The sequence below is a fragment of the Mycoplasma sp. Mirounga ES2805-ORL genome (assembly GCF_017084445.1).
Taxonomy (GTDB): domain Bacteria; phylum Bacillota_I; class Bacilli_A; order Mycoplasmatales; family Metamycoplasmataceae; genus Mycoplasmopsis.
The window spans coordinates 736,399-760,213 of record NZ_CP070947.1; the positions used below are offsets into that span (position 1 = coordinate 736,399).

The 23,815-nt window shown below is 25.5% G+C and carries 16 protein-coding genes; 12 read left to right on the forward strand and 4 right to left on the reverse strand.

The features are described from left to right. Positions 1 to 58 precede the first annotated feature (58 nt). From JXZ90_RS03165 to JXZ90_RS03180, 4 genes are all read left to right on the forward strand, one after another. Positions 59 to 1,273, forward strand: coding sequence for a trigger factor-related chaperone (locus JXZ90_RS03165; RefSeq protein WP_205848321.1), 1,215 nt, complete (start codon positions 59 to 61; stop codon positions 1,271 to 1,273). A 91-nt stretch (positions 1,274 to 1,364) separates the two neighbouring features. Then, positions 1,365 to 2,978, forward strand: coding sequence for an ABC-F family ATP-binding cassette domain-containing protein (locus JXZ90_RS03170; protein ID WP_205848322.1), 1,614 nt, complete (start codon positions 1,365 to 1,367; stop codon positions 2,976 to 2,978). Positions 2,979 to 3,078: 100 nt separating this feature from the next. Continuing rightward, positions 3,079 to 4,002 (forward strand): potassium channel family protein, encoded by a 924-nt coding sequence (locus JXZ90_RS03175; protein WP_205848323.1) that lies wholly within the window; start codon positions 3,079 to 3,081, stop codon positions 4,000 to 4,002. Then, positions 3,995 to 4,765: an MAG0920 family protein gene (locus tag JXZ90_RS03180; protein ID WP_205848324.1), complete on the forward strand. Its 771-nt coding sequence runs from the start codon at positions 3,995 to 3,997 to the stop codon at positions 4,763 to 4,765. Before JXZ90_RS03175 ends, JXZ90_RS03180 begins: the two co-directional genes overlap by 8 nt. Positions 4,766 to 4,769: 4 nt before the next feature. Here the strand turns inward: JXZ90_RS03180 and JXZ90_RS03185 are convergent, their stop codons facing one another. Together JXZ90_RS03185 and recU are read right to left on the reverse strand one after the other, a co-directional pair. After that, positions 4,770 to 5,582, reverse strand: coding sequence for a TIGR00282 family metallophosphoesterase (locus tag JXZ90_RS03185; RefSeq protein ID WP_205848325.1), 813 nt, complete (start codon positions 5,580 to 5,582; stop codon positions 4,770 to 4,772). Positions 5,583 to 5,669: 87 nt separating this feature from the next. Next, positions 5,670 to 6,155: a Holliday junction resolvase RecU gene (gene recU / locus JXZ90_RS03190; protein WP_205848326.1), complete on the reverse strand. Its 486-nt coding sequence runs from the start codon at positions 6,153 to 6,155 to the stop codon at positions 5,670 to 5,672. Positions 6,156 to 6,279: 124 nt separating this feature from the next. On the opposite strand from recU, the gene JXZ90_RS03195 reads away from it, so the two are divergent. Genes JXZ90_RS03195 through gatB form a run of 8 tightly spaced genes read left to right on the forward strand, consistent with a single transcriptional unit; the run spans position 6,280 to position 12,652 of the window. Next, on the forward strand, positions 6,280 to 6,588 hold the full coding sequence (locus JXZ90_RS03195; RefSeq protein ID WP_205848327.1) for a holo-ACP synthase: 309 nt from the start codon (positions 6,280 to 6,282) through the stop codon (positions 6,586 to 6,588). Positions 6,589 to 6,636: 48 nt separating this feature from the next. Further along, positions 6,637 to 7,344 (forward strand): 1-acyl-sn-glycerol-3-phosphate acyltransferase, encoded by a 708-nt coding sequence (locus tag JXZ90_RS03200; RefSeq protein WP_241003403.1) that lies wholly within the window; start codon positions 6,637 to 6,639, stop codon positions 7,342 to 7,344. Further along, complete coding sequence (locus JXZ90_RS03205) at positions 7,325 to 8,116, forward strand: segregation/condensation protein A (protein ID WP_205848329.1); 792 nt, start codon at positions 7,325 to 7,327, stop codon at positions 8,114 to 8,116. Before JXZ90_RS03200 ends, JXZ90_RS03205 begins: the two co-directional genes overlap by 20 nt. Next, on the forward strand, positions 8,106 to 8,684 hold the full coding sequence (gene scpB, locus JXZ90_RS03210; protein ID WP_205848330.1) for an SMC-Scp complex subunit ScpB: 579 nt from the start codon (positions 8,106 to 8,108) through the stop codon (positions 8,682 to 8,684). Before JXZ90_RS03205 ends, scpB begins: the two co-directional genes overlap by 11 nt. 44 nt (positions 8,685 to 8,728) lie before the next feature. Further along, a complete protein-coding gene (locus tag JXZ90_RS03215) occupies positions 8,729 to 9,616 on the forward strand; it encodes an RluA family pseudouridine synthase (RefSeq protein WP_205848331.1) in 888 nt (295 codons plus the stop codon). Next, positions 9,604 to 9,906, forward strand: a complete 303-nt coding sequence (locus JXZ90_RS03220; protein WP_205848332.1) for an Asp-tRNA(Asn)/Glu-tRNA(Gln) amidotransferase subunit GatC — start codon at positions 9,604 to 9,606, stop codon at positions 9,904 to 9,906. Before JXZ90_RS03215 ends, JXZ90_RS03220 begins: the two co-directional genes overlap by 13 nt. Further along, positions 9,906 to 11,234, forward strand: coding sequence for an amidase family protein (locus tag JXZ90_RS03225; protein ID WP_205848333.1), 1,329 nt, complete (start codon positions 9,906 to 9,908; stop codon positions 11,232 to 11,234). The genes JXZ90_RS03220 and JXZ90_RS03225 overlap by 1 nt, the downstream gene beginning before the upstream one ends. Continuing rightward, positions 11,234 to 12,652, forward strand: coding sequence for an Asp-tRNA(Asn)/Glu-tRNA(Gln) amidotransferase subunit GatB (gatB, locus tag JXZ90_RS03230; protein WP_205848334.1), 1,419 nt, complete (start codon positions 11,234 to 11,236; stop codon positions 12,650 to 12,652). The genes JXZ90_RS03225 and gatB overlap by 1 nt, the downstream gene beginning before the upstream one ends. A gap of 29 nt (positions 12,653 to 12,681) precedes the next feature. Here the strand turns inward: gatB and JXZ90_RS03235 are convergent, their stop codons facing one another. Together JXZ90_RS03235 and JXZ90_RS03240 are read right to left on the reverse strand one after the other, a co-directional pair. Continuing rightward, positions 12,682 to 22,590 carry a hypothetical protein gene (locus JXZ90_RS03235; RefSeq protein WP_205848335.1) on the reverse strand — a complete coding sequence of 3,303 codons (9,909 nt, stop codon included), beginning with the start codon at positions 22,588 to 22,590 and terminating at the stop codon, positions 12,682 to 12,684. A 184-nt stretch (positions 22,591 to 22,774) separates the two neighbouring features. Beyond that, positions 22,775 to 23,725: a phosphatidate cytidylyltransferase gene (locus JXZ90_RS03240; RefSeq protein WP_205848336.1), complete on the reverse strand. Its 951-nt coding sequence runs from the start codon at positions 23,723 to 23,725 to the stop codon at positions 22,775 to 22,777. Between the last annotated feature and the right edge of the window lie 90 nt (positions 23,726 to 23,815).

Consider the following 23,815-nt stretch of genomic DNA (forward strand, 5'->3'; position numbering starts at 1 on the left):
GTAATATTTTTATATTAAATAAAACACATAGAGAAAATTAGCTAGTAGGAGACAAAAAATGATTAATTATTCAATAAAAACAGTAAATGTAAAATTAACACAACAAGAATGAAAAGAATTTCAAAATGGTGTTGTTGTTAAAGCAATGAATGAACAAACACAAATTCAAAAACAAGAAATTATTTCGTACGCATTAGATATGGTTGTTCAAAGTAAAATTAGAGAAGCCTTGGAAGAACTTGATAAGTTTGAAGATAAAACAATAGTGCCTATTGCACCTAATGTTGAGGTTATTCTTGTTGACGAAAATAAGTTTGAAGCGCAAATTAAGATAACTTATTATTCATTAAGTGAATTAGAAAAGTTTGATTATAAAAATCTAAAATTCGATTTTGCAGTTCAACCTCTAAAAAATGAATTTTTAGAATTAGCATTTCAAAAATTCACCCAATCTTATCCATTGTTAACGCCTATTCAAGATTTTGTTCAAGTAGGAGATCATGTAACAATTGATTATAGTGTTATACATCCAATGACTGGAAATGTATTGGATCAAAAACAAAATATTACCTTAGTAACTAGAATGTCTCCAGGTTTTAGTATAAATTCTCTTCTACTTAACAGAATGCCAGGAAACTCATTTAAAATACGCGACCCTAAAGGCAATGATTGAATGATTATTATTAAAGGCAATAGAAGACCAATTCCTACTACTTTAACTAATAATAATATTAATAAAACCGGTATCGAGAATATTAACAGTCTAGAAGATCTTAAGAAACGTTTATTTATGGACTTTAGAAAAGAACATTATTCAAGTGAGTTATTACGTTTCTATGAAAGAACGATGAGAGAAATAGTTGTAAATTCTAAAATGAATTTTTCACCTGAAAATTTAAAAATGGGCTTAGTTGAATATTTCCAAAAAATTTCAGATGGAACTGCAAATATAGATCCAGATGAAGTTCTTAAAGATAAAGATCCTAAAACAATCGAACTAGTTGCAAGCGGTGATAAAAGTACAAAAGCTAAAATAATTGCCTCAACCTTTGAATTTATGGTTTTAAATACAGAAAAAATAAAAGTAACAGATAAAGAAATAGAAAATGAAACAAACTATATTCAATCAATGTTAACCAGCAATAATAAAATGGCAAATAAGAAGTTAGCAGAGTCTATATTAACTCGTCAAAAGATCGCTTTATCTCTTGCAAAAGTTATAAATAAAGATGTTTATACAGTTATTTCAAAAGAACTTAATTTAAGAGTTTAAGTAAATTAAATTTTGCTATTGTGTCTAAAATCTATGATACATAGTAATTTTTTATTATTAATGTATATATCGAAATATAAGGAGAGTGAAAATGTTAGAAGTTCAAAACTTATCAAAAGTTTTTAGTGACAAGAAGCTATTTGAAAATGTTAATTTAAAATTTGTTCCCGGAAACACTTATGGAATTATAGGAGCCAATGGGGCTGGTAAATCAACCTTTCTTAAAATGCTAGCTGGTGACGTTGAACCTACTTCAGGTCAAATTATTATAGAAAAAAACCGTCGTTTAAGTGTTTTGAGTCAAGATCATAATGCCTATGATGATCTTATTGTTACTGATGTTGTTGTTATGGGTAATACTGATTTATATAAAGTAAAAGAAGAAAAAGATGCTATTTATGCAAATCCTGATGCAACGATGGACGATTATACAAGAGCCGGTGAATTAGAGGAAAAATTTGGTGAACTTGGCGGTTGAACAGCTGAAAATGATGCCCAAGAACTTTTATCTGGATTGAGTATACCAAAAGATAAGTGGATGGTTCAAATGAAAGAACTAACAGCTAACCAAAAGATTAAAGTGCTTCTTGCTAAAGCATTATTTGGTAATCCGGATGTTTTAATAATGGATGAACCTACGAACCACTTAGATTTACGTTCAATTAAATGATTAGAAAACTTTTTAGCGGAATATGAAAATGTTGTGATAGTTGTAAGTCACGATAGTGATTTCCTTGACAATGTATGTACTCACATAGTTGATATTGACTATAATGAGGCAAAAATTTATACAGGTAATTATTCATTCTGAAAACAAAGTAGTGAATTAGCTAAGGAATTACAAAAGCAATCTAATGCTAAGAAGGAAGTTCAAATTGAAAAACTAAAACAATTTATTGCACGTTTTAGTGCAAACGCTTCTAAATCTCGTCAAGCAACAAGTAGAAAGAAATCACTTGAAAAAATTAAAATTGACGAAATTAAACCATCAAATAGAAAATATCCATATATTAATTGAGAACTTAATCGCGAACCTGGCAAAGATATTTTAACTGTTGAAGATTTAACCTATGTTGATAAAAACGGTAAAACTTTATTTCAAAAAGTTTCATTTACTTTAACTAAAGGTGAAAAATTAGTAATTATTGGCGAGGACGATATTGCAAAGACTAGACTTTTAGAGATACTAATTGGTAAAATACAACCTACTTCCGGAACTGTAAAGTGAGGCCAAACTATTAAACATAATTACTATCCAAATGAAAATAGAGAGTATTTTACTGAAGATTTAACAATTTTGGAATGAATTGCAAAATGACCATTATTTAACGAAAAAGAGGAAAATAAAGATATAAGTGACCAGAGAATGAGAGGTTTCTTAGGTAGAATGTTATTTTCAAATGATTCGGTTTTTAAAAATGTTAAAGTTACATCAGGTGGAGAGAAAGCTCGGTTAATGTTTTCTAGAATGATGTTGCTTGAGTCTAATTTCTTATTATTTGATCAACCCTTAGACCATTTGGATGCTGAAAGTATTGATAGTTTTATTGAAGGACTTAAATCATACCGGGGTGGAGCAATATTCACAACCTATAATAGAGCTCTAGTTAATCAAGTTTCAAATGTTATTCTTGAAATTGCACCAGATAAAAGTTTTACTTATCATGGTTCTTTAGATGAATATGAAAAAATAATGAATTATTAATTATCTTGTTTTATAAAAACTACTTGTACACTTTTCATTTTGTTGTGATGATTACAAGTAGTTTTTTTAATAAAAGCATTAAATAAATTATAATAGTCATATGAGTAAAAATAAGACATTTAAAACAACATTAAAAATGATAGAATGTATGATTTCTACATCTTCAAACATTAACGATGTTGAAGAAAATAAGAGAAAAATGACAATCTTTTTGCGGATAATTTATACAGGAATTATTTTATTTATATATCTAACTTCACTATCTTCTATATTAATAACAAATGATGTCAGATTTGAAAAAGATTGAATAAAGAGCTTAATTAACATAAATCAAAGTTTAGTTATTTTTGTAGCAACTATTGATTTTGTTCTTTGGTGAATTATTTCACTAAATGTTGATGGGAAACGAAAATATATTAAGTTTTTCACATTTCCATTTAGATTTATGGGTATTTTGTTAATACTTATTCTGATTCCTTCAATACAGGAATTAGCAATTAACTTTGGTTATGATAACAAGTCTTTAGAATTTATTCGTTATTTTGCATTTTTAAGAGCAATAAGGCTAACAATGTTGCTTGGATTCTTTTCACCATTTAGAGCTTTATTTAATGTTTTTGAAAAAGAAAGATGAGTTTTAACTTATACATTTATCTTTATTCTATTTGTCATCTTTTTATTCTCAACAATTTTTTACAATTTAGAAACTGATAAAACAACAAAAATATTTATGCCAAAAGAGGGTCAAACAGAGATTGATGGTAATCAATTTTTCAAAGCTATATATTTTACAACTGTTACAATGACAACTATCGGGTATGGAGATTATGCTCCTACAACGCAAATAGGTAGACTCATGGTTATAATTCTTTCATTAATAGGCATAGCAATATTTGCAATACCAAGCGGCGTTATTGCTGGTGGATTTATTACTGAATTGAAACATCAAATAGCTCAAAAAAAATTAATAAATCATCATTCAATTGATCCTGAAGAAGATAAGGAAGTTAAAAAACATGATTAGAACTTTAAATATGTCTTCTATTGCGATAGCGATATTTTCAATAATTTCAATTATTTTATTTATTATCATAACTTTTGCTTCAAAAGATGCTTATATGTCTGCAACTTATAATTCTAGAAAGCATTGCATTAAAGAGAATATAAAGGTAAGAAATTATCTATTTCCTGATCTAATTAAATATTTACTTAAAGTAACAATAACTTTTACTATTTTTACAATATTAAACATACCAGGAACTATTTTTAGTTTATATGCAATATTTACCCAGAAATATTCAATTGATTTTTTAAGAAACGTATTAGTCACTTCTTTATCGTTACTATTATTTTTAATTGTTAGTTTAATCGCTCTAAAATCTCTTTTAAATGTTAAAAAATGATTTAACTTTAATAATTCATTGAGTGATGAGAATTATATTGAGAATAAAATAAATTTAAGTACAAAAGAAAAACAATTAGACTTTAAAAATAATCAATATAGTTTTCAATTATATAGTAATAAAAATAGTAATATCTTTAAGAAATTATATTTTGGTGTTTTGACAATTGAGAAAAATAAGTTGAATTCATTAACTGAAAGTGAACAACAAAAATATATTTATTCTCTTTTAATAACTGATTTTGAAACAACTTATTTTTATAAGACAAATGATAAATTATCATTGGATATGTTAAGAGATTCTGCAATAACTTTTGGAATAATTTCTAAAAATATAAGCTCAAAAAATACAAAAAAAACTACTTCAAGAAAAAGTAGAAAGTAGTTTTTTATTTTTCTTTGATATTGATGAGTTCAATAGAATTGTTTTCTTTATTTTCTGTATTCATAGTCAACACAACCGCATTAATTTTACATTTGTTATCAGAAACTTTAAATTTTACCATTGCACCATATCTCATATGTTCATATACTTCTTGATAGTTTGCTCCTATTGCTGAGTTGTAAGGGCCACACATGCCAACATCACTAATGAAGAGTGTTTTATTAGGCAAGATAGAGGCATCATTAGTTTGGACATGTGTATGAGTTCCGCAAACCGCATCAATTTTTCCATCAACATACAAAGCAAAAACATTTTTTTCGCTTGTCGTTTCACCATGAAAATCAACAAAACTAAAATCAGTTTTTTCTCCATATTTTAAAACACCATCAATTGCATCAAAAAATGATTCAGCAGATTCTTCTTTTCAAGGTTTCATTAATTTGTTAAATGTTATACCCATTAAGGAAGTTACTCTTATTGTTGTTGAATTATTAATGTTAAAAATTCTGCTTCCTTCTCCTGGATAGCCCTTATTGATATTTAATGGTCTAATAATGTCACTATTAGAAATAAAAGATAATATTTCTTCATTAGCTCAGACATGGTTTCCTATAGTGAATGCATTAATACCAATGTTTTTGAGAGTTGCATAATCTTTTTTATTAAAACCTTTACGACCCGAGACATTTTCAGCTTGTGCAATTACAAAGTCAACTGAATAATCATTTTTAATTTTTTCTAGATATTTTTTAACAATTTTAACTCCTGGTGCGCCAAAAATATCACCAATAAAAAGTACTTTAATTTGTTTATTCATTTTATAAAATCTTCTACATGCTTTAAAAGCATTTATTACTGTGTTTTTTATAATTTTAATATAAAACAACCAATTTTATTATATTTATTAGAAGGAATTATCTATAAATGGTAGGAAATCAATAATTCCAGGAAAACATAGTTCTAATTTAAATCCATACTGTTTAATATTTTCATAACTTATTGATTTCTTTAATTGCATTATAAAATCACTAGTTTTTATGACATAAAATTCATCTTTGCTACTAAAGAAAATTAACAAAAAGCTAACACCCCCATTTTCTTCTATTTTTCTTAAATAGTTTATTTGATGGTTTGGAATATTTGATTTAGGTAATAAATTTTCATTAGTTGTTTTTGCTTCAAAAGCAATAAATCGTCCCTTGTAGCAACCGATATAATCAACTGTACTTTTCTTAAAAATGAATGCATTCTCTAAATTTTTGTTGTCAACAACTTTTCTAAATTTTATTGGTAATTCTTTTTTCTCTATGTACGCTATATTGTTATCAGTATAATAGTTTATTGTTTTGTTCACTATTGATTCTAGTAGCATTCCTCTATTTTTTTTCATGTTAATTTATAGTTATTTTTTTAAATATTTTCAAAAAATGGAAATTTTATTATTGAATATTAATAAAATAATTAGTATTAATAATATACATATATATAGGTTTTAACTTATAATAATTAATTATATGATTGGAATTGACTTAACAAATTTAAAAAGATTTAAAGGTAAAGGCGATCTATTTGCAAGAAGAATATTGCATAATGAAGAGTTTATTACTTTTAAAAAATTAAGTACAAGCGAAGATAAAACAATGTTTCTTGCAAAAAGTTGAGCTCTAAAAGAAGCAATATTTAAAGCAGATAACTCTTTTAGTTCCTTTCAAAAAATAAATATTGTTTACCTAAACAATAAACCGACTTTTGATAATTTTGAATTATCTTTAAGTCATGAAAAAGATATGGTTATTGCTATCGCAATAAAGAAAGAGGCCTAAATGTTTATTATTAAAATGATTTTTTTGTGACCTATATTTTTGTGAAAAATGCACAGAATAAATTCAGTTGCTAGGAAATATCGTAAGTCACAAAGACCAGAAGAATATCCATTAATTTTAAAAAATAACTATTTGTTAAAAAATGCTAAGTTTCTATTATGAATGTTTGGTATTAAGGTCACTACTGAGGGCTACAATGATATGCCAAAATCTCCAGCATTGTTAGTTCCTAATCATAAATCTAATCTTGATGCAATCGCATTACTAGTTGCTCTTGAAAAGAAAACTAAGGAAGAGGGAATTTTAAATAAGATACCAACTTTTTTAGCAAAACAAGAATTAAAGAAAAAACGACTAACTAGAAATGCATTATCTATGATTAATACATTTTATGTTGATCGCAAGAATATACGCCAGTCACTCACTACGTTAAACGAGTTTGGTGATTTTGTTAAGCAAAATAGAACCTATGGAGTTATTTTTCCTGAAGGCACCAGAATTTTAGAAGATGGGTTAGGCGAATTTAAGCCGGGGATATTTAAAGTTGCAATAAGTCAATATCTTCCAATAGTGCCAGTTGCAATTAGCGATACTAGAAAATTAATAAATGTCTTTTCATTTAAAAAACAGCATGTTAATATAAAATTCCTTCCTTCAATAAAACCAGGAAATATATTAACAATGGAGCCGTTTGCGATTGCTGATAAATGTAAATTAGCTATTTCGGAGGCCTTATATGGTGAAGAAAACAAATAAAAATCAACAAGAAGATACTCAAAGTCTTTATGTAACAGAAGATGGTAAATATGATATTCAGTTAGAAAACTTCGATGGTCCACTCGATTTATTACTATCTCTAGTTAAAGATAAAAATATTGACATAATGGACATTGACCTTTCTAAGTTAGCAACAGCATATTTAGACATTATTAATAAGTTACAAGAAAATGAAATTGATATTGCAGGTGATTATCTAGTTATGGCTGCAACATTGCTTGCTCTTAAAACTAAGATGATGCTTTACACTCCTGAAGAAAAACCAGAAATTGAAGTTGATAAGCAAGAAATATTACAAAGACTTTATGAATATCAACAATTTAAGGAAATATCTAAAACACTTAGAGAACAAGAACAACTTCGTAAAGAAATTTTTATTAAATCACCAAGTGACATTGAGGAATTCTTGGTTGAGGATGATGAAACAGCTTTAGATGGCACATCTAATCCGCTTAAGTTAATTACTGTTTTAAGAAAGATGTTTGAAAGAACATATGCAGATCAAATTAAAAGAACTAAACTCGAACATTTTAATTTGACACCAAAAGATCAAATACCATACATTTTAAATTTATTTGATAATCATGATGAAGTAACATTTGAAATGATCTTTAAAGTTCCATCATTGAACCACTTTGTTATTACATTTTTAGCTGTACTTGATTTAGTAAGAAGACAAATAATTACTATGAGTCAATCAGAACAATTTGGAACTATAAATTTTGCAAAAGGAGAAGCTTATGAAAAATAATATTTTAGAAGCGCTACTATATGTTCAAGGAGATGAAGGATTAACAATTAATCAAGTTAAAGATATTTTTGGATTAAATACATTAGCTGAAGGACGTAAAGTAATGAACGATTTTATAAAAGAATATAATAAATCGGATGGAGCCTTAAAGGTTGTTAACTTTAATGAAGTATATAAATTAGCAACTAGAGAAACTTATAAGGAATATATAACTAAAATGGTTCAAGTTGTTAAAAAACACCGTTTAAGTCAAGCAGCCATTGAAGTTGCTGGAATAGTCGCATATAAACAACCTGTTACTCGTTCTATGATTAACAACATTAGAGGTGTTGCTAGTGAACAAGTTTTAAATACCCTTTTAACTAAAGGTGTTGTTGAAGAAGTTGGAATAAGTCCAACTCCTGGTAACCCTATTCTTTATGGAATAACTAATAAATTTTATGATTACTTTAAGATTAAATCGTTAGCCGAACTTCCAAAATTAACAGAGTTTAATTACATCGATGGAACAGAGAATGAAGCTGAAGATTTTAACTTATTTGATAGTCAACGCCCGGAAGGAAACTAAACAAATAAAAGAGGTAATCTCTTTTATTTGTTTATATAAACATTATGAAAATATTTAAAGCTACTAAAAATGATCAAGGAAGGACTTTATATAAGTTTGTAAAAAATATATATAAGAATAATTCCCTTAACCAAATATATAGATCCTTTCGTAAAGGAGATATTAAAGTTAATGGTAAGTCAGTAAAGGATCATAACTATATTATTAATTTTGATGATGAAATTAAAGTTTATGGACTTAATGACGAATTTGAAGTTGTAGATTTTAGTAAAAAAGAACAAATTTTAAAGTTAGACATAGTTTATGAAGATAAAAATATTCTTATTGTTAATAAACCTTTTGGTATAGCCGTTCATGATACTGAACCAAATAGTTCATTAGACAAAGAAGTTTTAAAATACCTAAAATATAAAACTGCGGATAGTTTTAAGCCTAGTCATGTAGGCCGTTTAGATAAGGCAACTAGTGGTCTTATAGTCTATGGTAAAAACTATAAAACAGTTAAAGAATTAAATTATAAAACTTCTTTTTTTACAAAAATATATGAGTATATCTCAGAAAAAGTTACGCCAGATGGTCAGTATTGGGTAGATGTTAAAAAAGATAAAGAAGGTTTTTTAGAACCTATTGCCATTTATAACGAAGACACTAAGCCTCTTAATACAACTAATCTTTGGTCTACAACTTTTTTTACTTTGAACGGTCACACATATGCTCAATTAGGAACTGGTAAAAAGAATCAGATTAGAGTTACTTTAAGTGCCTTAAAAAACCCTATAATTGGTGATTGGAAATATGGCGGTAGAAGAGCTAGCAGGCTTTATTTACATGCATATAAAATTATTTTTAATAGTCTTGAGAGTGACTTAAAATATTTAAATAATAAAGAGTTTATTTGCAATAAAAAGATAGGAGCATTATGAAAAAAATAACTGATGAATTTATTAAAACACTAGCTTCATCATTAATGTTTGAACCAAGTAAAAAAGTTTTATTTGAAATTAATAAAGAATGAGGAAGGCTAGTTAAAGACTTTGAAAGATTAAAAATGTATGACACAGATGGGGTTAAACCATTAACTCATATAGATGAAAATCTATATGTTGATTTTTTAAGAGAAGATATTGTTGATGAAAACTTTAATTTAGACAAGCAAAAAGAATTAGATAATGCAAAAAAAAGAGATGATAATTACATTATTATTGAACAGGTGGTTAAATAATGAAATTAAAAGTTTTAGGCGATTTTAATTTAGCAATTAAGGAATTAAAAAATGATAAAAATAATGCCGTTGCGCACCTTTTTGAAAATTCTATTTCAGAAAATAAAAATGGTACTTTAGCAGATGCTATTTTTACCATTAAAGAAACTTACGCAACTGAAGATGCTTCAACAACAGCTTCAAGTAATTTGCTTGTTGGTTTTAAACCAAGTTATACTGCAACCGCTGTTCAAAAATTGATTGATGCAGGAGCGGTTAAAGTGGCAAAAGTACATTGTGATGAGTTAGCATTAGGTGGTACCGGCTTATATAGTAATAATGGATTAATTGTCAATCCTTTAGATTCTTCGAGATTAGTTGGAGGTTCATCATCTGGTTCAGCTGCAACATTCACTAATAATATATCTTTTGCATTAGGAAGTGATACTGGTGATAGTGTGAGATTACCAGCAAGTTATAATGGAATTCTTGGTTTTAAACCTAGTTATGGAGCTATTAGTAGATATGGCTTATTTGCCTATTCTTCAAGTTTAGATACTGTTAGTTATTTCACACATAATGTTAATGATACTTTTGTTATTGCAAAAACTCTATTTGGACAAGACAATAAGGACTTTACATCTAAAGATATTTATTTAGGCAACGAAATAGAAGCTAGAAAACCCAAAAAAATAGCTTTATTAAATGTTGAATCAAATCTTGAAAAGAATGTTAAAAAACAATATCAATTCTTAAGAGAAAAATTTTCTCAACATCAAATTGATTTCGACTATATTGATATAAATAAAGACTTATTAGATTTAGTAAAAATAGTTTACGAAATTATTTCATTTTCAGAAGCTAGTTCTAATTTAGCAAACCTTAATGGTGTTGCATTTGGACAAAGAGAAAGTGGTGAAACATGAAGTGAGATAATGAAAAATACTAGATCAAAGGGTTTAGGCTATATGATTCAAAGACGCCTAACATTAGGTGCTTATTTCCTTCATCAAGATAACCAAAAAGAGATGTTTGTTAAGGCACAAAAAATTAGAAGATTAATAAAAAATTATTGAGACAATTTACACAATAATTATGATCTTGTTGTATTTCCAGCTTCTGCAAATGTTGCTCCACTTATAGGTATTGAGTTAAATAAGAGCTTTGGATATATGGATTCAATTTTAACAACTGCAAATTTAGCTGGAAATCCTTCTATAACAATACCTTGAATAAAAGTTAATAATTTACCAGTTAATATAGCTTTAGAATCTAAAATATATGAAGATGATAGATTGCTTTCTCATGCATTATGAATGGAAGAAAAATTTAAGGAATGAGGTATTTAATGAGTATTTTTGAAACAATAATAGGTATTGAAATACACCTTGAATTAAACACAAAATCTAAAATGTTTTCTCCATCAAAGAATATGTATGGTGACAAACCAAACACTAATATTAATCCAATAGATATGGGTTATCCAGGAACCTTACCATTATTAAATAAAGAAGCAGTAATTTCGGGAATAAAATTAGCTAAAGCATTAAATATGGAAATTGATGATGAAATGCATTTTGATAGAAAAAATTATTTCTATTCTGATTTACCTAAAGGATACCAAATAACCCAATTTTATAGACCTATAGGAAAAAATGGACAATTGAAAATCAATACTTCAAATGGTCCTAAAATTATTTCTCTTGAAAGAATTCATTTAGAAGAGGATACTGCTAAGCAAACTCATGAAAATGGGGTTACAAAATTAGACTATAACCGTGCAGGAGTTCCTTTAATAGAAATAGTTACAAATCCTGTAATTAGTTCATCAGAAGAAGCTGTAGCTTATATAGATATGATTAGAAAAATTGCATTATATCTAAATATAAGCGATGCTAAAATGGAAAATGGTTCATTAAGAGCTGATGTCAATATTTCACTTCGTCCAAAAGGTTTTAACGGATTTGGCACAAAGGTCGAAATAAAAAATATGAATACTTTATCTGGTGTTAAAAATGCAATAGATTTTGAGATAAAAGAGCAAACAAAGAAAATATTAAAGCAAGAAGCAATACTCCAACAAACTAAGCGTTATGACGACACTACTAAAACCAATATAGTTATGAGAACTAAAACTGGTCAAGTAGATTATAAATATTTTCCAGAGCCAAATATTCCATTTATTAAATTAAGCAAGGAGTTTATAGATAATGTTAAATTAAATGAATTACCTTGAGAAAAAGAAAATAGATATATTAAAGAAAATATTAATCCTATATACATAAACAGTTTAATTAATGACATTGACCTAGCTAAATATTTTGATTCTATAAAATATAGTGATAGAGATAAGTTATCTAAATTATTCTTTGCAGAAGTTGTTTCAATAGCTAATTCTAAAAATGTAAATGTTGTCGATTTAGGAATTAAAACTTATCATATTGAGCAAGCTATTAGAGCCCTTGACGATGAAATTATTAGTGGTAAGTCATTTAAAAAACTAGTTCCTTTATTAATTAATTTGGATACTGATTTAATTGATCATTTATTTGATAAGTACAACTTAAAACAAATAAATGATAAGCAATTAATAAATAAGTGGATTCAACAAATAATTAATGAAAATCAAACAATTGTTAGTGAATATAATGAAAGACCAGAAAAAGTTATTAAGTTTATATTAGGAAATGTAATGAAGATATCTAATGGTCAAGCTAATCCAACAATAACTAATGAACTAGTTCTAGATTCTTTAAATAATAATTAAAACACTAAAAAATGAGCGGTTGCTCATTTTTATATTTCTAATTTGTATCAGTTTGAAAGCGAGTATTGAATGCCTGATAATTCAGGATCTGATTCTAAATCTCCATTTTCATTATTAGGATAGTATGTTCAATCATTTGTATATTGTTTAGTGATATCTAGAATTATTTTAAGGCCTGTTTCATATCTATTTTTAATTAAAGCATATGAGTTTCTAATGTGAGATGTATCGTAATACATGCTTCCGGTTTTAGATATATCATTATTTACTTTAAAGTCTTTTGCTTGATGGAATAGTGGTCCAGATGTTATGCTTAATTGGATAAGTAGTTTAGCAATTACATCTGATTGCATGTTGATTACACCTTTATTACTTTGTCAGCCAAAGTAACGTCAGACAGCATCTCTAACATCGTAATAATTTGTCGAATCATTATAGTTTCATTGTGATTGCTTAAACAAATTAGCAAGTACATTTGAAGGTTTATCAGTATGATTTTCTATTACATTTTTAGTTAAATCAACAAATCTTTTTAGTTGTTCATATGATTTTCTAGTAGGTATATGAGAATAACTAGGGTCTTTTGGTTTCATAAATTTTGATACATCATCGTTATCTAAAAACTTATTTGCCATTCTTTTTAAAATACTAATATCTTTGCATATTAGATCGTAAACTTCATAAATTCTCTGATTTTGATATTTAGTTTTTTCATAGTATTTATATCCATCGCCAAAATAAACCGCTTTAAAAATTGTTAACTGAGAGTATATTTTGTGTAATTCACTGCCAGAATTAAATGTTTTTGAAACGTAATTTAATAGCTGTGAAAATTTATTTTCAATAGAATTTTTTAAATTTGGTACAAATTGCCCTAGGAATTCGATTGATTTTTGGGCAATTTTATCAAAACTATCGATGTTTTTGAATTTATTAATTTCTTGATTGTAATTAGTTCATTCGGGTTTTAAACCATATTGATTTAAGTATTCATCTCTAGTTCATTTATGATAATTATCATTATTTATATTTGTAATAGCAGATTTTATTTTTGCTAATGCTTGAGAAACAAGATTATTATATTTATTTTCAGTTTCTTGAATTTTAGAATTAATTAAATTTGAATCATTTGAATCCTTAAGTGTAACTTTAATAGTTTGCACTAACAAGTTTAAATCACTTATAGAAGCTTTTTCAGAATTGATTATGCCTTTATTATTTACTAAAATATTATTTGCGTATTCTGTTGATTTATTAATTTTTAATGATAATTTGTAAAGTTCAATTAATTTTTTAACACTTTCTAAGACATTGTTGAATTCGGTATATTGAGTATTAATTGATGTTGTTGAGTTTGAATTAAAGGATTCAGGTTTTAAGAAGTTATCTATATTTTGAATTAATAATTGTAATCTTTGTTTTTCATAATTTAAATCTATAGTGCTTGTAAGTGAATTACAATTAGAAATTTCAATATTTGAATTAGATTTCAATTCATTGAATTTATTTTTTAATAACTCTCTTGAATTTATTAAACTCATTAATTGATTTTTTAAATCAACAATATTAACACTATCTCAAAGCGTTTTATTTTTATTTAAATCATTAAAGTCATTTGAAGATATGTGGTTAGCAAGTTTAGAACTAGTTGAAGTTAAGTTACTTCTAATTGCTGTAAAGTCAGAGTTATTTAAGACTTTACTTAATAATTTATCAACTTCATTTTTAATGTATTGTAATTCAGATTTTGAATCGTTAAGTAATCTTAAGTATTTTGCTTCTTCAACTGCAAATGTATTTTTCAAATTATCCAATTTGTCTTTTAAAACTAATGACGTATCGGAAGTTGAAAATGCATTATTAGATGCTACGTCTTGAAGGGCTGTTTTAATTTGATCTGTTTGCGATGGGTAATTTAATTTTTCTGAAATAAAAGTGTTTATTTTGTCAATTTCTAAATTAATTTGAGATTTTAAATCTTTTATGTAATTTGATTCAAATAGATTTGTTTTTTGAAAGACTTTTTTAACTTCATTATAAGCAATATCAATTTCATTTTTAGTCTTGCTTGCTGGAAGATCATGAGTAGTCAAGTATTGATTTAAAATATCTTTTAATGTTTCTTTTTCTTGACAATCATGCATTTTTGCAATTAATTTATTTGAATTTGTGAATAATTCCTTAAGTTTATCTACACTTTGTTTTCTATTGGTTTTAATATTTTCAATAATTTGAGTTTGTTCGGAAATAATTTTATTTATCGATATTAATCTTTGTTCCAATAATTCAATAATATCGTTTTCAGTTGATTGATTAATTTCTTCAATTGCTGATGCTAATATATTTTTTGGACTTATGTAATCATTGTTTTCTTCAAGTTTTAAATTTAATCTTTCGATTTCGATTAGTTTAGATTTAACTAAATTTAATATATGTGTTTTTAATACTTTTTGTGCTTTTTTAGTTTCTTTTTCAATGTTGGCAATTTCTAGCATCAATTCCTCTTTAGAAATAGAAGTGTTCCCTAACGAAATAGTTGCTTTTGAAATTGCATTTTGTAAATCGCCCTTATTTGAGGTTAAACTGTTATAGTTTTCTTCATTAAATTTGAGAGCAATTTTTTCAGCATTTTCTTTTAAAGTTGTTAAATCTTTTTTAAGTTTTGCAATAGTTTCTATGTTTTTAAATTTAGTTATAGAGCTTAGTAATACAGTATTAGCATTTTCATACTCTTTAATTCCTGATTGAACGTTATTTATTACATCATTTGATTGATTAATAGTTGTTATCAATTCATTAATGTCTACTTCTGGGTAATTTGATAAAAGTGATATTTTTAATAATTGTGCTTCAGCAATATTACCATTTAATAAATTCTTCTTCACTTGGTTTTCATCATCTATTTTTGCTTTCGCATCGCTTGCTTCTTTTAGTAAATTTTTAATTGAATTTGTGGTTTCTTGTATTGAACTGTTATCGCTTTCTAAATTGAATTTATTTCTATTTAATTCAAGAGCGTCATATAAGGATTTAAATTTAAATTGAGAATCATTTTTATCTTTATAGTTTGAAAGATGATTTGGGACTGAATTTAAGTTATTAATAAATTCATCTCCCAGGTTTATTTGCTCTCTTAATTTTTGCAATTCAATAAAAGTTATTTTTTCATTTTGGACTTTATTTATAATTGAATTTATATTTTCATTCGCCTTTGTTAGTTCCTTAATTCCTGAAGTACCATTTTCATAAACATTATTTGAATATTGTATTTGTTGTTCAAAAATAGAAGAGTCATATTTTGAATATGCTGTGGTTTTTAAACTGTTAAGTAATTCATTTGCCTTGGCGATACTATCTTTAAGAGTGTTTTTAGCTAGCTCATTGCTTTTAATAATTTGATCTCTTTCAACTTTTGCGAGATTGAGAGATTTTGTTAATTTATTACTTTCATCTTCGTACTGTGATTTATTTAAACTTAAATTTTTTGAAGCTACTAGAGCGGTTTCTAGTTTATCTACAAGATTTTTAAATTTATAATCTAAAGATCCTTTTTGGCCATAGTTAGAAATATGGTTTTGTGTATTTTCAATTTGGCTAAGAAACTCATTAGTTTCATCAATTTTTTTAGTTAATATCTTTCTTGCTAAATAATCAGCTTTAGTATTATTTATTATTTGAATTAATGAGTTTAAATCTTCATTAGCTTTATTGAATTCTTTAATACCTGAAGTAGTGTTGTCTTTAATATTTTTGGAAATACTAATTTTTTGATTTAACTCTTTAGTGTCATAACCTAAATAAGGTTCATTTTCCAATTCGTTTTTAAGGATTGTTGCTTTTTGTATTGTAGACACTAACTCAGATTTAGCTGTGCTGTTTTTAGAATCAATTTCAGTTTTTATATTAATAGCTGATTCTAAAGCTTCTTTTAATTCTGTGGCACTAGCATTTAATGCTGATTGATCTGATAGTGGATTTTTTTCAATTTGCTTAGCATTATTCAATATTGTTAATAAGTTCTTGAATTTATATTCATTAGAAGTTTTGCTATTGTAATTTGAAAGATGATTTGTTGTTGACTCAACTATTTCTAAAAATTGGCTCACTTCTTTAATTAGATTTTTTAATTTTTGTTGTGCAACGTAGATTATCTTTTCTTTATTTGTAGTTTTAATAATTTCGTCTAAATCTTTTGTTGCCTTATCGTATTCTTTAATTCCCGAAAGAATGTTGGTAAAAATATTTCTAGTAGCAGTTATTGTTGCAACTAGTAAAGTAGTATTGTAACCTATATATGGATTATTTTGAACTTCAATTAATAATAAATTAGCTTCGTCAATTTTACTTTCTAAAATATTCTTACTATTTTGATTATTTTGTTCAATAGTATCCTTAATTTTTTTAGATTTTGTTAACAGATCAGAAAGTTTATTTGTTTCACTTTCTAGGGCATCTTTTTCATATGATAAATCATTAATGATGATTTTTGCATTACTATTGGCATTTAACAATTCATTAAATTTATATTCAATTGTTGCTTTATTTCCGTAATTTGAAAAATTATTAGGTATTTTATCTATCTCATCTAAAAATTCATTAATTTCGTCTATTTTTGATTGTAAATGTTTCTTAGCAACATAAATATCCTTTTGCTTATTATTTTGTTCATAAGATTTTTGTAAAGAAATTAGTGTTTCTTTAAGATTATCTAAATTTGACGACTTGTTATCTAAAGTTTGTTGAGAAAGTGTGATTGCGCTTTCAAATGTTATTGTTTCATATCCATTGTAAATTGAATTAGTTTTTATATTGTTTAGTAATTCGTTAGAATTTTGAATTAACAATTTTAATTGATCAAATTCATTTTTATACTCAACATCAATATTATTTTTTATTTTTTTTGCATCATTAAGTTTGCTTGATAGAGCGACTTTTTTATTTTCATAAACACTCTTAGTTTCATTGTTTTTATTAGCAACTAAAAGTGCCTCATTAATAAAATCGACTAGTTCCTTAAATTTAAAGTCAGGACTGATTTTGTTATTATATTTCCCAATGTGATATTCATCTTTTTCTAATTCTACATTTATAAATTCATTAGAATTCGCGATAACTTTCTTAAGATCATCTTGAGCTAATTTAGCCTCAACAGTGAGTTTAAAATCATCTATTAATTTTTTAACATAAACGTTTTCACTGTCAATATGAGTTTTTAAAATAATTTTAAATTTTTCATCAGAATTAGGAACATCATATTCATCAACTTTGTCTTTTAAAGTGTCGTAAATTTGTCATGAAGAATTTAAATCAGACATAATAGTTTTAGCAACTTCAATAGTGTTTTTAAATTCAATTATTGAATTTAGACGTTCTTTATCAATCTTTTCTTTATCTTCTTTAATATTTGAGTTTGTTTTCTTAGATTCACTCAAAGCAGTATTTAATTCAGGAATAGTATTTGTAATATTTAATTTGCTTATTGTACTTATTAATGTTGTGAAACGTAATTTAATTGTTTTATAATCATCATTTGGTTCAAGACTATTTAATAAATTATTAGCATTTTCTTTTTCGATATTTAATTGAGAAAGAATCTTATTTTTTTGACCTAATATTTTATTTTCTTCGTTTTTAATTTTGTTGAATTCTTGAGTTAAACTATTTAAAACATTATTTAATTCACCTTCATCATTGAGCTTTAATTTGGAATTTACTTGGTTTACATATACGCTAAATAAGACTTCTTCGCTCGAGAAACTAAATTTATAATTAACCCAATCTATATGTTTTGAATTATTTTTAAAATTAACAATTTGTTCTAATTTATTTTTAATGTTGATCTTAATGCTGTAAATTTTAAAAGCATCATTTAAATCAGAGATAAATGATCTAATTTTAGAAGGGGTTGTGTTGTTTAATCCTTTTTTAATTTCGTTTATACCCGCAATATATATATTGAATATTTCTTGTTCTTCAGAATCTAAAACTTGTTTAGTTATTAATTCTTCAATAGCTTCTTTTAAATTTTCATTTTCATTAATGTTTGTATTGAAATCTTGCTTAGCTTTTTCAATTAGATTTTTAAGTCTACTGTTTAAACCATTATTCAATTCGTTTTGAATGTTATTAAATTGATTTGTATAGTCATTTATATTTGAAGTTGATGAACTGTGAATATTTTTAGCTGTTTTAATTAAATTATCAACAACATCTAAAGCTGGTTTAAAACCTTCACTATCTTGAGCAAAATATTTATCATATTCTACTTGCAAATTAGCAATAATGTTGTTTAAATCATTAAGTTTTTTGGTTTTTAATAGAGAATTATAGTCATTTGTAATTGTTAATAAGTCGCTTTCATTTTGTAAACTTAATTTAGAAATAATGTCATTTACTTTGTTTATGTTGGTATTACTTGAATCTAACATATTTTGGTATTTGCTATCGTTAAATCGAATGAAAGATTCATTAATTTCTATATTCAAGTTTTCAAAAAGTTTTTTAATATTTGAAAATTTTTCTCGTAGTTCGTTAATCTTTTCGGATAGTTTATTTTCTAGCATTTTATTAATATTTTTTAAATCGATTTCAGCTAAATTAATATTTTTTAAATTTTCGCTATTTATATATTGATGAACTAAATCTTGAATTTCAGAACTTAATTTTAATTCTGAAAGAAAATTAAATTTATCAGAATTAATTTCAATTAATTGAAAATTATTTGAAATTAAGTCACTAAATTTCTTAAGCTCTGCATTTAGTGAATCTACACCATTTTTCATTTTTTTACAATAGTTAATTAGTTTTTCATATTCATTATTTATAATAGTAACTATAGCCGAAGACTCTTCAAGAGTCATTGGTGTTACTATTTTTGCAGATGCAGCGGTAATAAATTCATTAGCAGATTTAGAAATAGTTGTTAATTGATATTTTTCAAAATTAACATAGGCGCTATATTCAAGTATTACTTTATCTAAATTTTTAGATTTTATAAATTGGATATTTTCATTATTTTCTTTAATTTCGTTTTGAACTCTTAAAAGTTCTTTTTCAATTTGCTTTTTAATATTTATTAAAAGATTAGTTTCTTTTATTCTAAAGTCGCTTTCAATTTTGGTAATAGCATCTTCATATGTAATACTAATTATAGATTGATCATTTGTAACTTTATTAAAGTAATTTATTTTTTCTAAATTAAATTGAGCCTTATTATCTTTTTGCAATTTTTTAAGACTTTCAAAAGCTCTTTTTGCAGCTTCTTTTAATGTCTTATTTTTTTCTTCAATTTCAATCATTAATTTTAGCTCTTCATCCGCTTCATTGATTCCTTGTTCTAGTAGAGCCTTTTTTATTGTTGGATAAAGTATGCTATTTAATTTAGTAATAAAAGCAGGCAGCTTCATTTTTTCGGCTCCATATTTAGCTTCATATAAATTTCAATCAACATTATCCTTGTGATCTATTTGAAATTTTTCAATTTCATTTATTTTTTCAATTAGGTCTGCTTTTAATAGATTTGAACTTTTCTTAGATAGTTCATTTAAGTTAATTTTAAATAGTTCAATAATATCATTTAGCTCAGAGTAGGTAATATATCCATATTTTATATCGTTATCCTTTATAGGATTTCTAATATCTCTTGCCTTGTACTGGTTTATTATTTTGTTAAATTCATCTTCGTCAATTCCTAATAAAGCGCCTGCACCTATTTCTTTTTCTAGATTTTTTTCTCTTTCTGTTTGTTTATGAAATAAGTCAACTAAATTTTTCTTTGATTCGATAAAGTATTTAAAGAATTTTTTATTTAATATAACATAATCATCGAAGGTTTTAGTAGTGTTTGGTTTTGTTATTAGACTTTCATTATCAGCTGAAAAATTGATGAAGTGATCTTTAAATCTAATATATTCATTAATTAGTTTGAATTCCTTTTCAAAGGCTAACAAAATATCTTGATTCCATGTGTTTTGCTTTTTATCTGAATTCCTTTTCATTTCTATTAATTTATCAACATCAAAGTTATATTCATCTTTTTTTAATTCTTCATTAACAAAATTAATAAAGTTTTGAGCATTATTTATTGTTGAAACTAAATTAACATTAAGTTCTTTATTAATGTTTTTTAATTCTTTAATTTTAGATTCTAATGTAGTTGCAATTGTTTTAATTTTGTCTTTTTGGTTTCTTAGAGATTCTTTATCTTCATCTTTAGCGATTTTTAATTCTGCTTCAATTGCTTTTATACTTTTTTTAATAACTGATAATCAATTTTCATTATTTTGAATAATTTTGTCAAACTCATTAATTAATTCAATTGTTTCAATTTTAGATTTTCTTTCTAATTCAAAACTATTTATAAAATCACTTATTAGTTTCTTTTGATGCAAAACATTAGCTTTTAACTCAGCTATTTTTTCAGCAAAAATTCTTTCAAGTTCTTTAATTTTTGCAGGTGTAGTATTTTTAATATCTTTTGTTACTTCTTTTTTTCCACTGCTAAAAGTTACTAATATAGATTTTTCTGAATCACTTAGTAAAGAATTTTTTTGTTTTGAAATTAAGTAATCAATGATTTTTTTATTAGAGATCTCCTTAAATGAATTAGTAAGTTTATTTTTAGCATCATTTAAAATATCTTGAACACTATCATCAAACTCTTTAATGTTGTCATTTATCTTATTTAATAAAGCAATTTTTAAATCAACATTTTCTTTCTTGCTTAGTCCATTTTCATTAATTAGTTTATGCCTATCGAATCATTCCTCAGATCTAATTAAATCTATTGCGTCTTTATAATTTACTGCATCTAGTGTTCTGCAAGTGTTTCTCTTTTCTTTAAGAAGATTAATTTTATTATTAATTTCATATGTATATTGTTCATATTTATATTCAATAACCTGTTTTTCTATATCTTCACACACTTTTTTAGTTAGAGACCCATTAAAAGAAATATTATTTTGTTCACCTATCAATGATTTAATTTTGGTAAGTAGAGAATCTTCTTTTTCTAGAAGTTCGCTATATTTTATTTTGACTTCATTTGAATACAATGAATATTTAGAGGAATTATTGGTTATATTTTTAAGTTCAATTAATTGTGCTCTAATTTTTTCTAATTTGTAAGCTAGTTCAACATCAGAACCAATATTTGTTATTAAGTCTGTTAAAGGGATTACAATTTTAAGATTATATAATTCTGTGTTATGTAATTCTTCAAGTGTTGAAGCATTTATTGTTTTTTTAGTTTTGAAAATAAGTTCTAATTGCGGAACGCTAGTATTACCATTTAAAAAAGCAATATTATAGTTTAAAAAAGCAATACTATTTTTTACATTTTGGGGTAAATCGCTAACTGATACAAATCCATTATCCTCTAACATTTTAAAACCTTGAAGGCCATTTTTTTCTCCTCCAGGAATTTTTTTAAGGTATGCTTCAAGTTTAGTTAAATCATCATGTCTAATTTTTAACTCGTCTGGAGTAAAGTAAAGAGGACTAGTTGATAAATGTTTAAATCCATTTATCTTAACAGGCTTATTATCGTTATTTCAAGTTCTTTTTTTACCTGATTTTTCTTTAACGATAACACTTAGAAATACTGAACCCTCAATATCATTGGATCCAACTTTTTTAATTCTTATGTCAAAATGTTCATTTTCAAATTCTTTTTGCGAGTAATTAAATCTATTGGTATCTGAGGCAAAAACATCTTTGGATTTTCCCTCTCCTGTTTTTGTATCTTTTTCCTCAGATCTATCTCTCAATTTTTTGATAAGCTCTTTACAAAATTCATCTATGTTTTTTGATTTGCCTAGCGTGTCATTATTTCTTTGGTTTTTGTATCAAAAAAGTGTTCCAATAGCCACGGCTCCTACTAATGAAAGCGAACTAACTGTTGCCACACTTCTTACTATTGATTTTTGCAATCTATTCATATTTCCCCCAATTATTATTAGTCATAATATAAGTATTTAAATGTATTATAAATATACTTAAATTATAAACTTTAAAAAGACTAAATACTAATACTAATAATATATAAAATATATTTGTTGATAAGTATGTGGAAAAATACGATTTTTCAAAATCGACTATTTTATAATTTATTATTTATATTTTTTACATAAAAACACAGATTAAAAACGTAAGTATTCCAACAAATGATGCACTATCAAATCTGTCTAGGAAACCTCCATGTCCTACAAGAATTTTTGAGTAGTCTTTTATAGCATTAATTCTTTTTATATATGAAAAGAATAAATCTCCAACCACTGAAAATAAAGGCGCAAATAATACAAAAATTGTCTTCATAATCCACTTATTAAATTCTTGAGAACTAGGATTTGAAAATAGACTATCAATAGGAAAAACTAATGAAATTGATACAACCGTTCCAAAGAATAGTGCACTAAAGAAACCTTCTCAAGTTTTTTTAGGTGAAATGTATGGAGAAAATGGTACTTTTATTCATTTTTTTCCAAGGTATTTTCCGCCAAAAAAACCTGCAGTGTCACAAGTTGCGGGAACTAAAAAAATTAATAATGTATATTCTCAATGAGTAAATAATGAAAAAATAATAATTTGTGTTGTCATCATAAGAACGTATTGTGCAATTAGTACAATAAAGAATCTTATAATTCTATCTTCTACATTCATATTTGTTAATGTTGCCATTTCAACGAAAAATAAAACAATTGAAATTGAAAAAATTATAAGAAGAATTCATGGATTTTTTGCTAGTTTTTCAACTAGGAAAAATTTAATATCTTTATTTTGAAATGCTTCTTTAATTTCTAAGTCTGTTAATTCAAATTTACACATTTCAATCATTGTGTTATAAGGAAATAAAATAGAAGCTGCAAATGCTATAGAAAAAATAAATACTCAAGCCTTAGGTAATCTAAAAGCTCTAAATAATTCATAACCAAACACTAGTAAAAAACCGCCCATAAAAAAATATGCAGCAATTCTTGCTTCATTGTGGTTTTTTCCATAAATTGCAAGTGGTATTGTCCATGAGACAATAAAAATTGTAATTAATAATCCTGGTAGTGTCCTATTTTTAAACATATAAACATTTTACTTATTAATAAAAAAAATATAAGTTTATTTTTTGTAAAAAAATCTTTCATTTTTTATTTCTAAATAAATTTTAATATG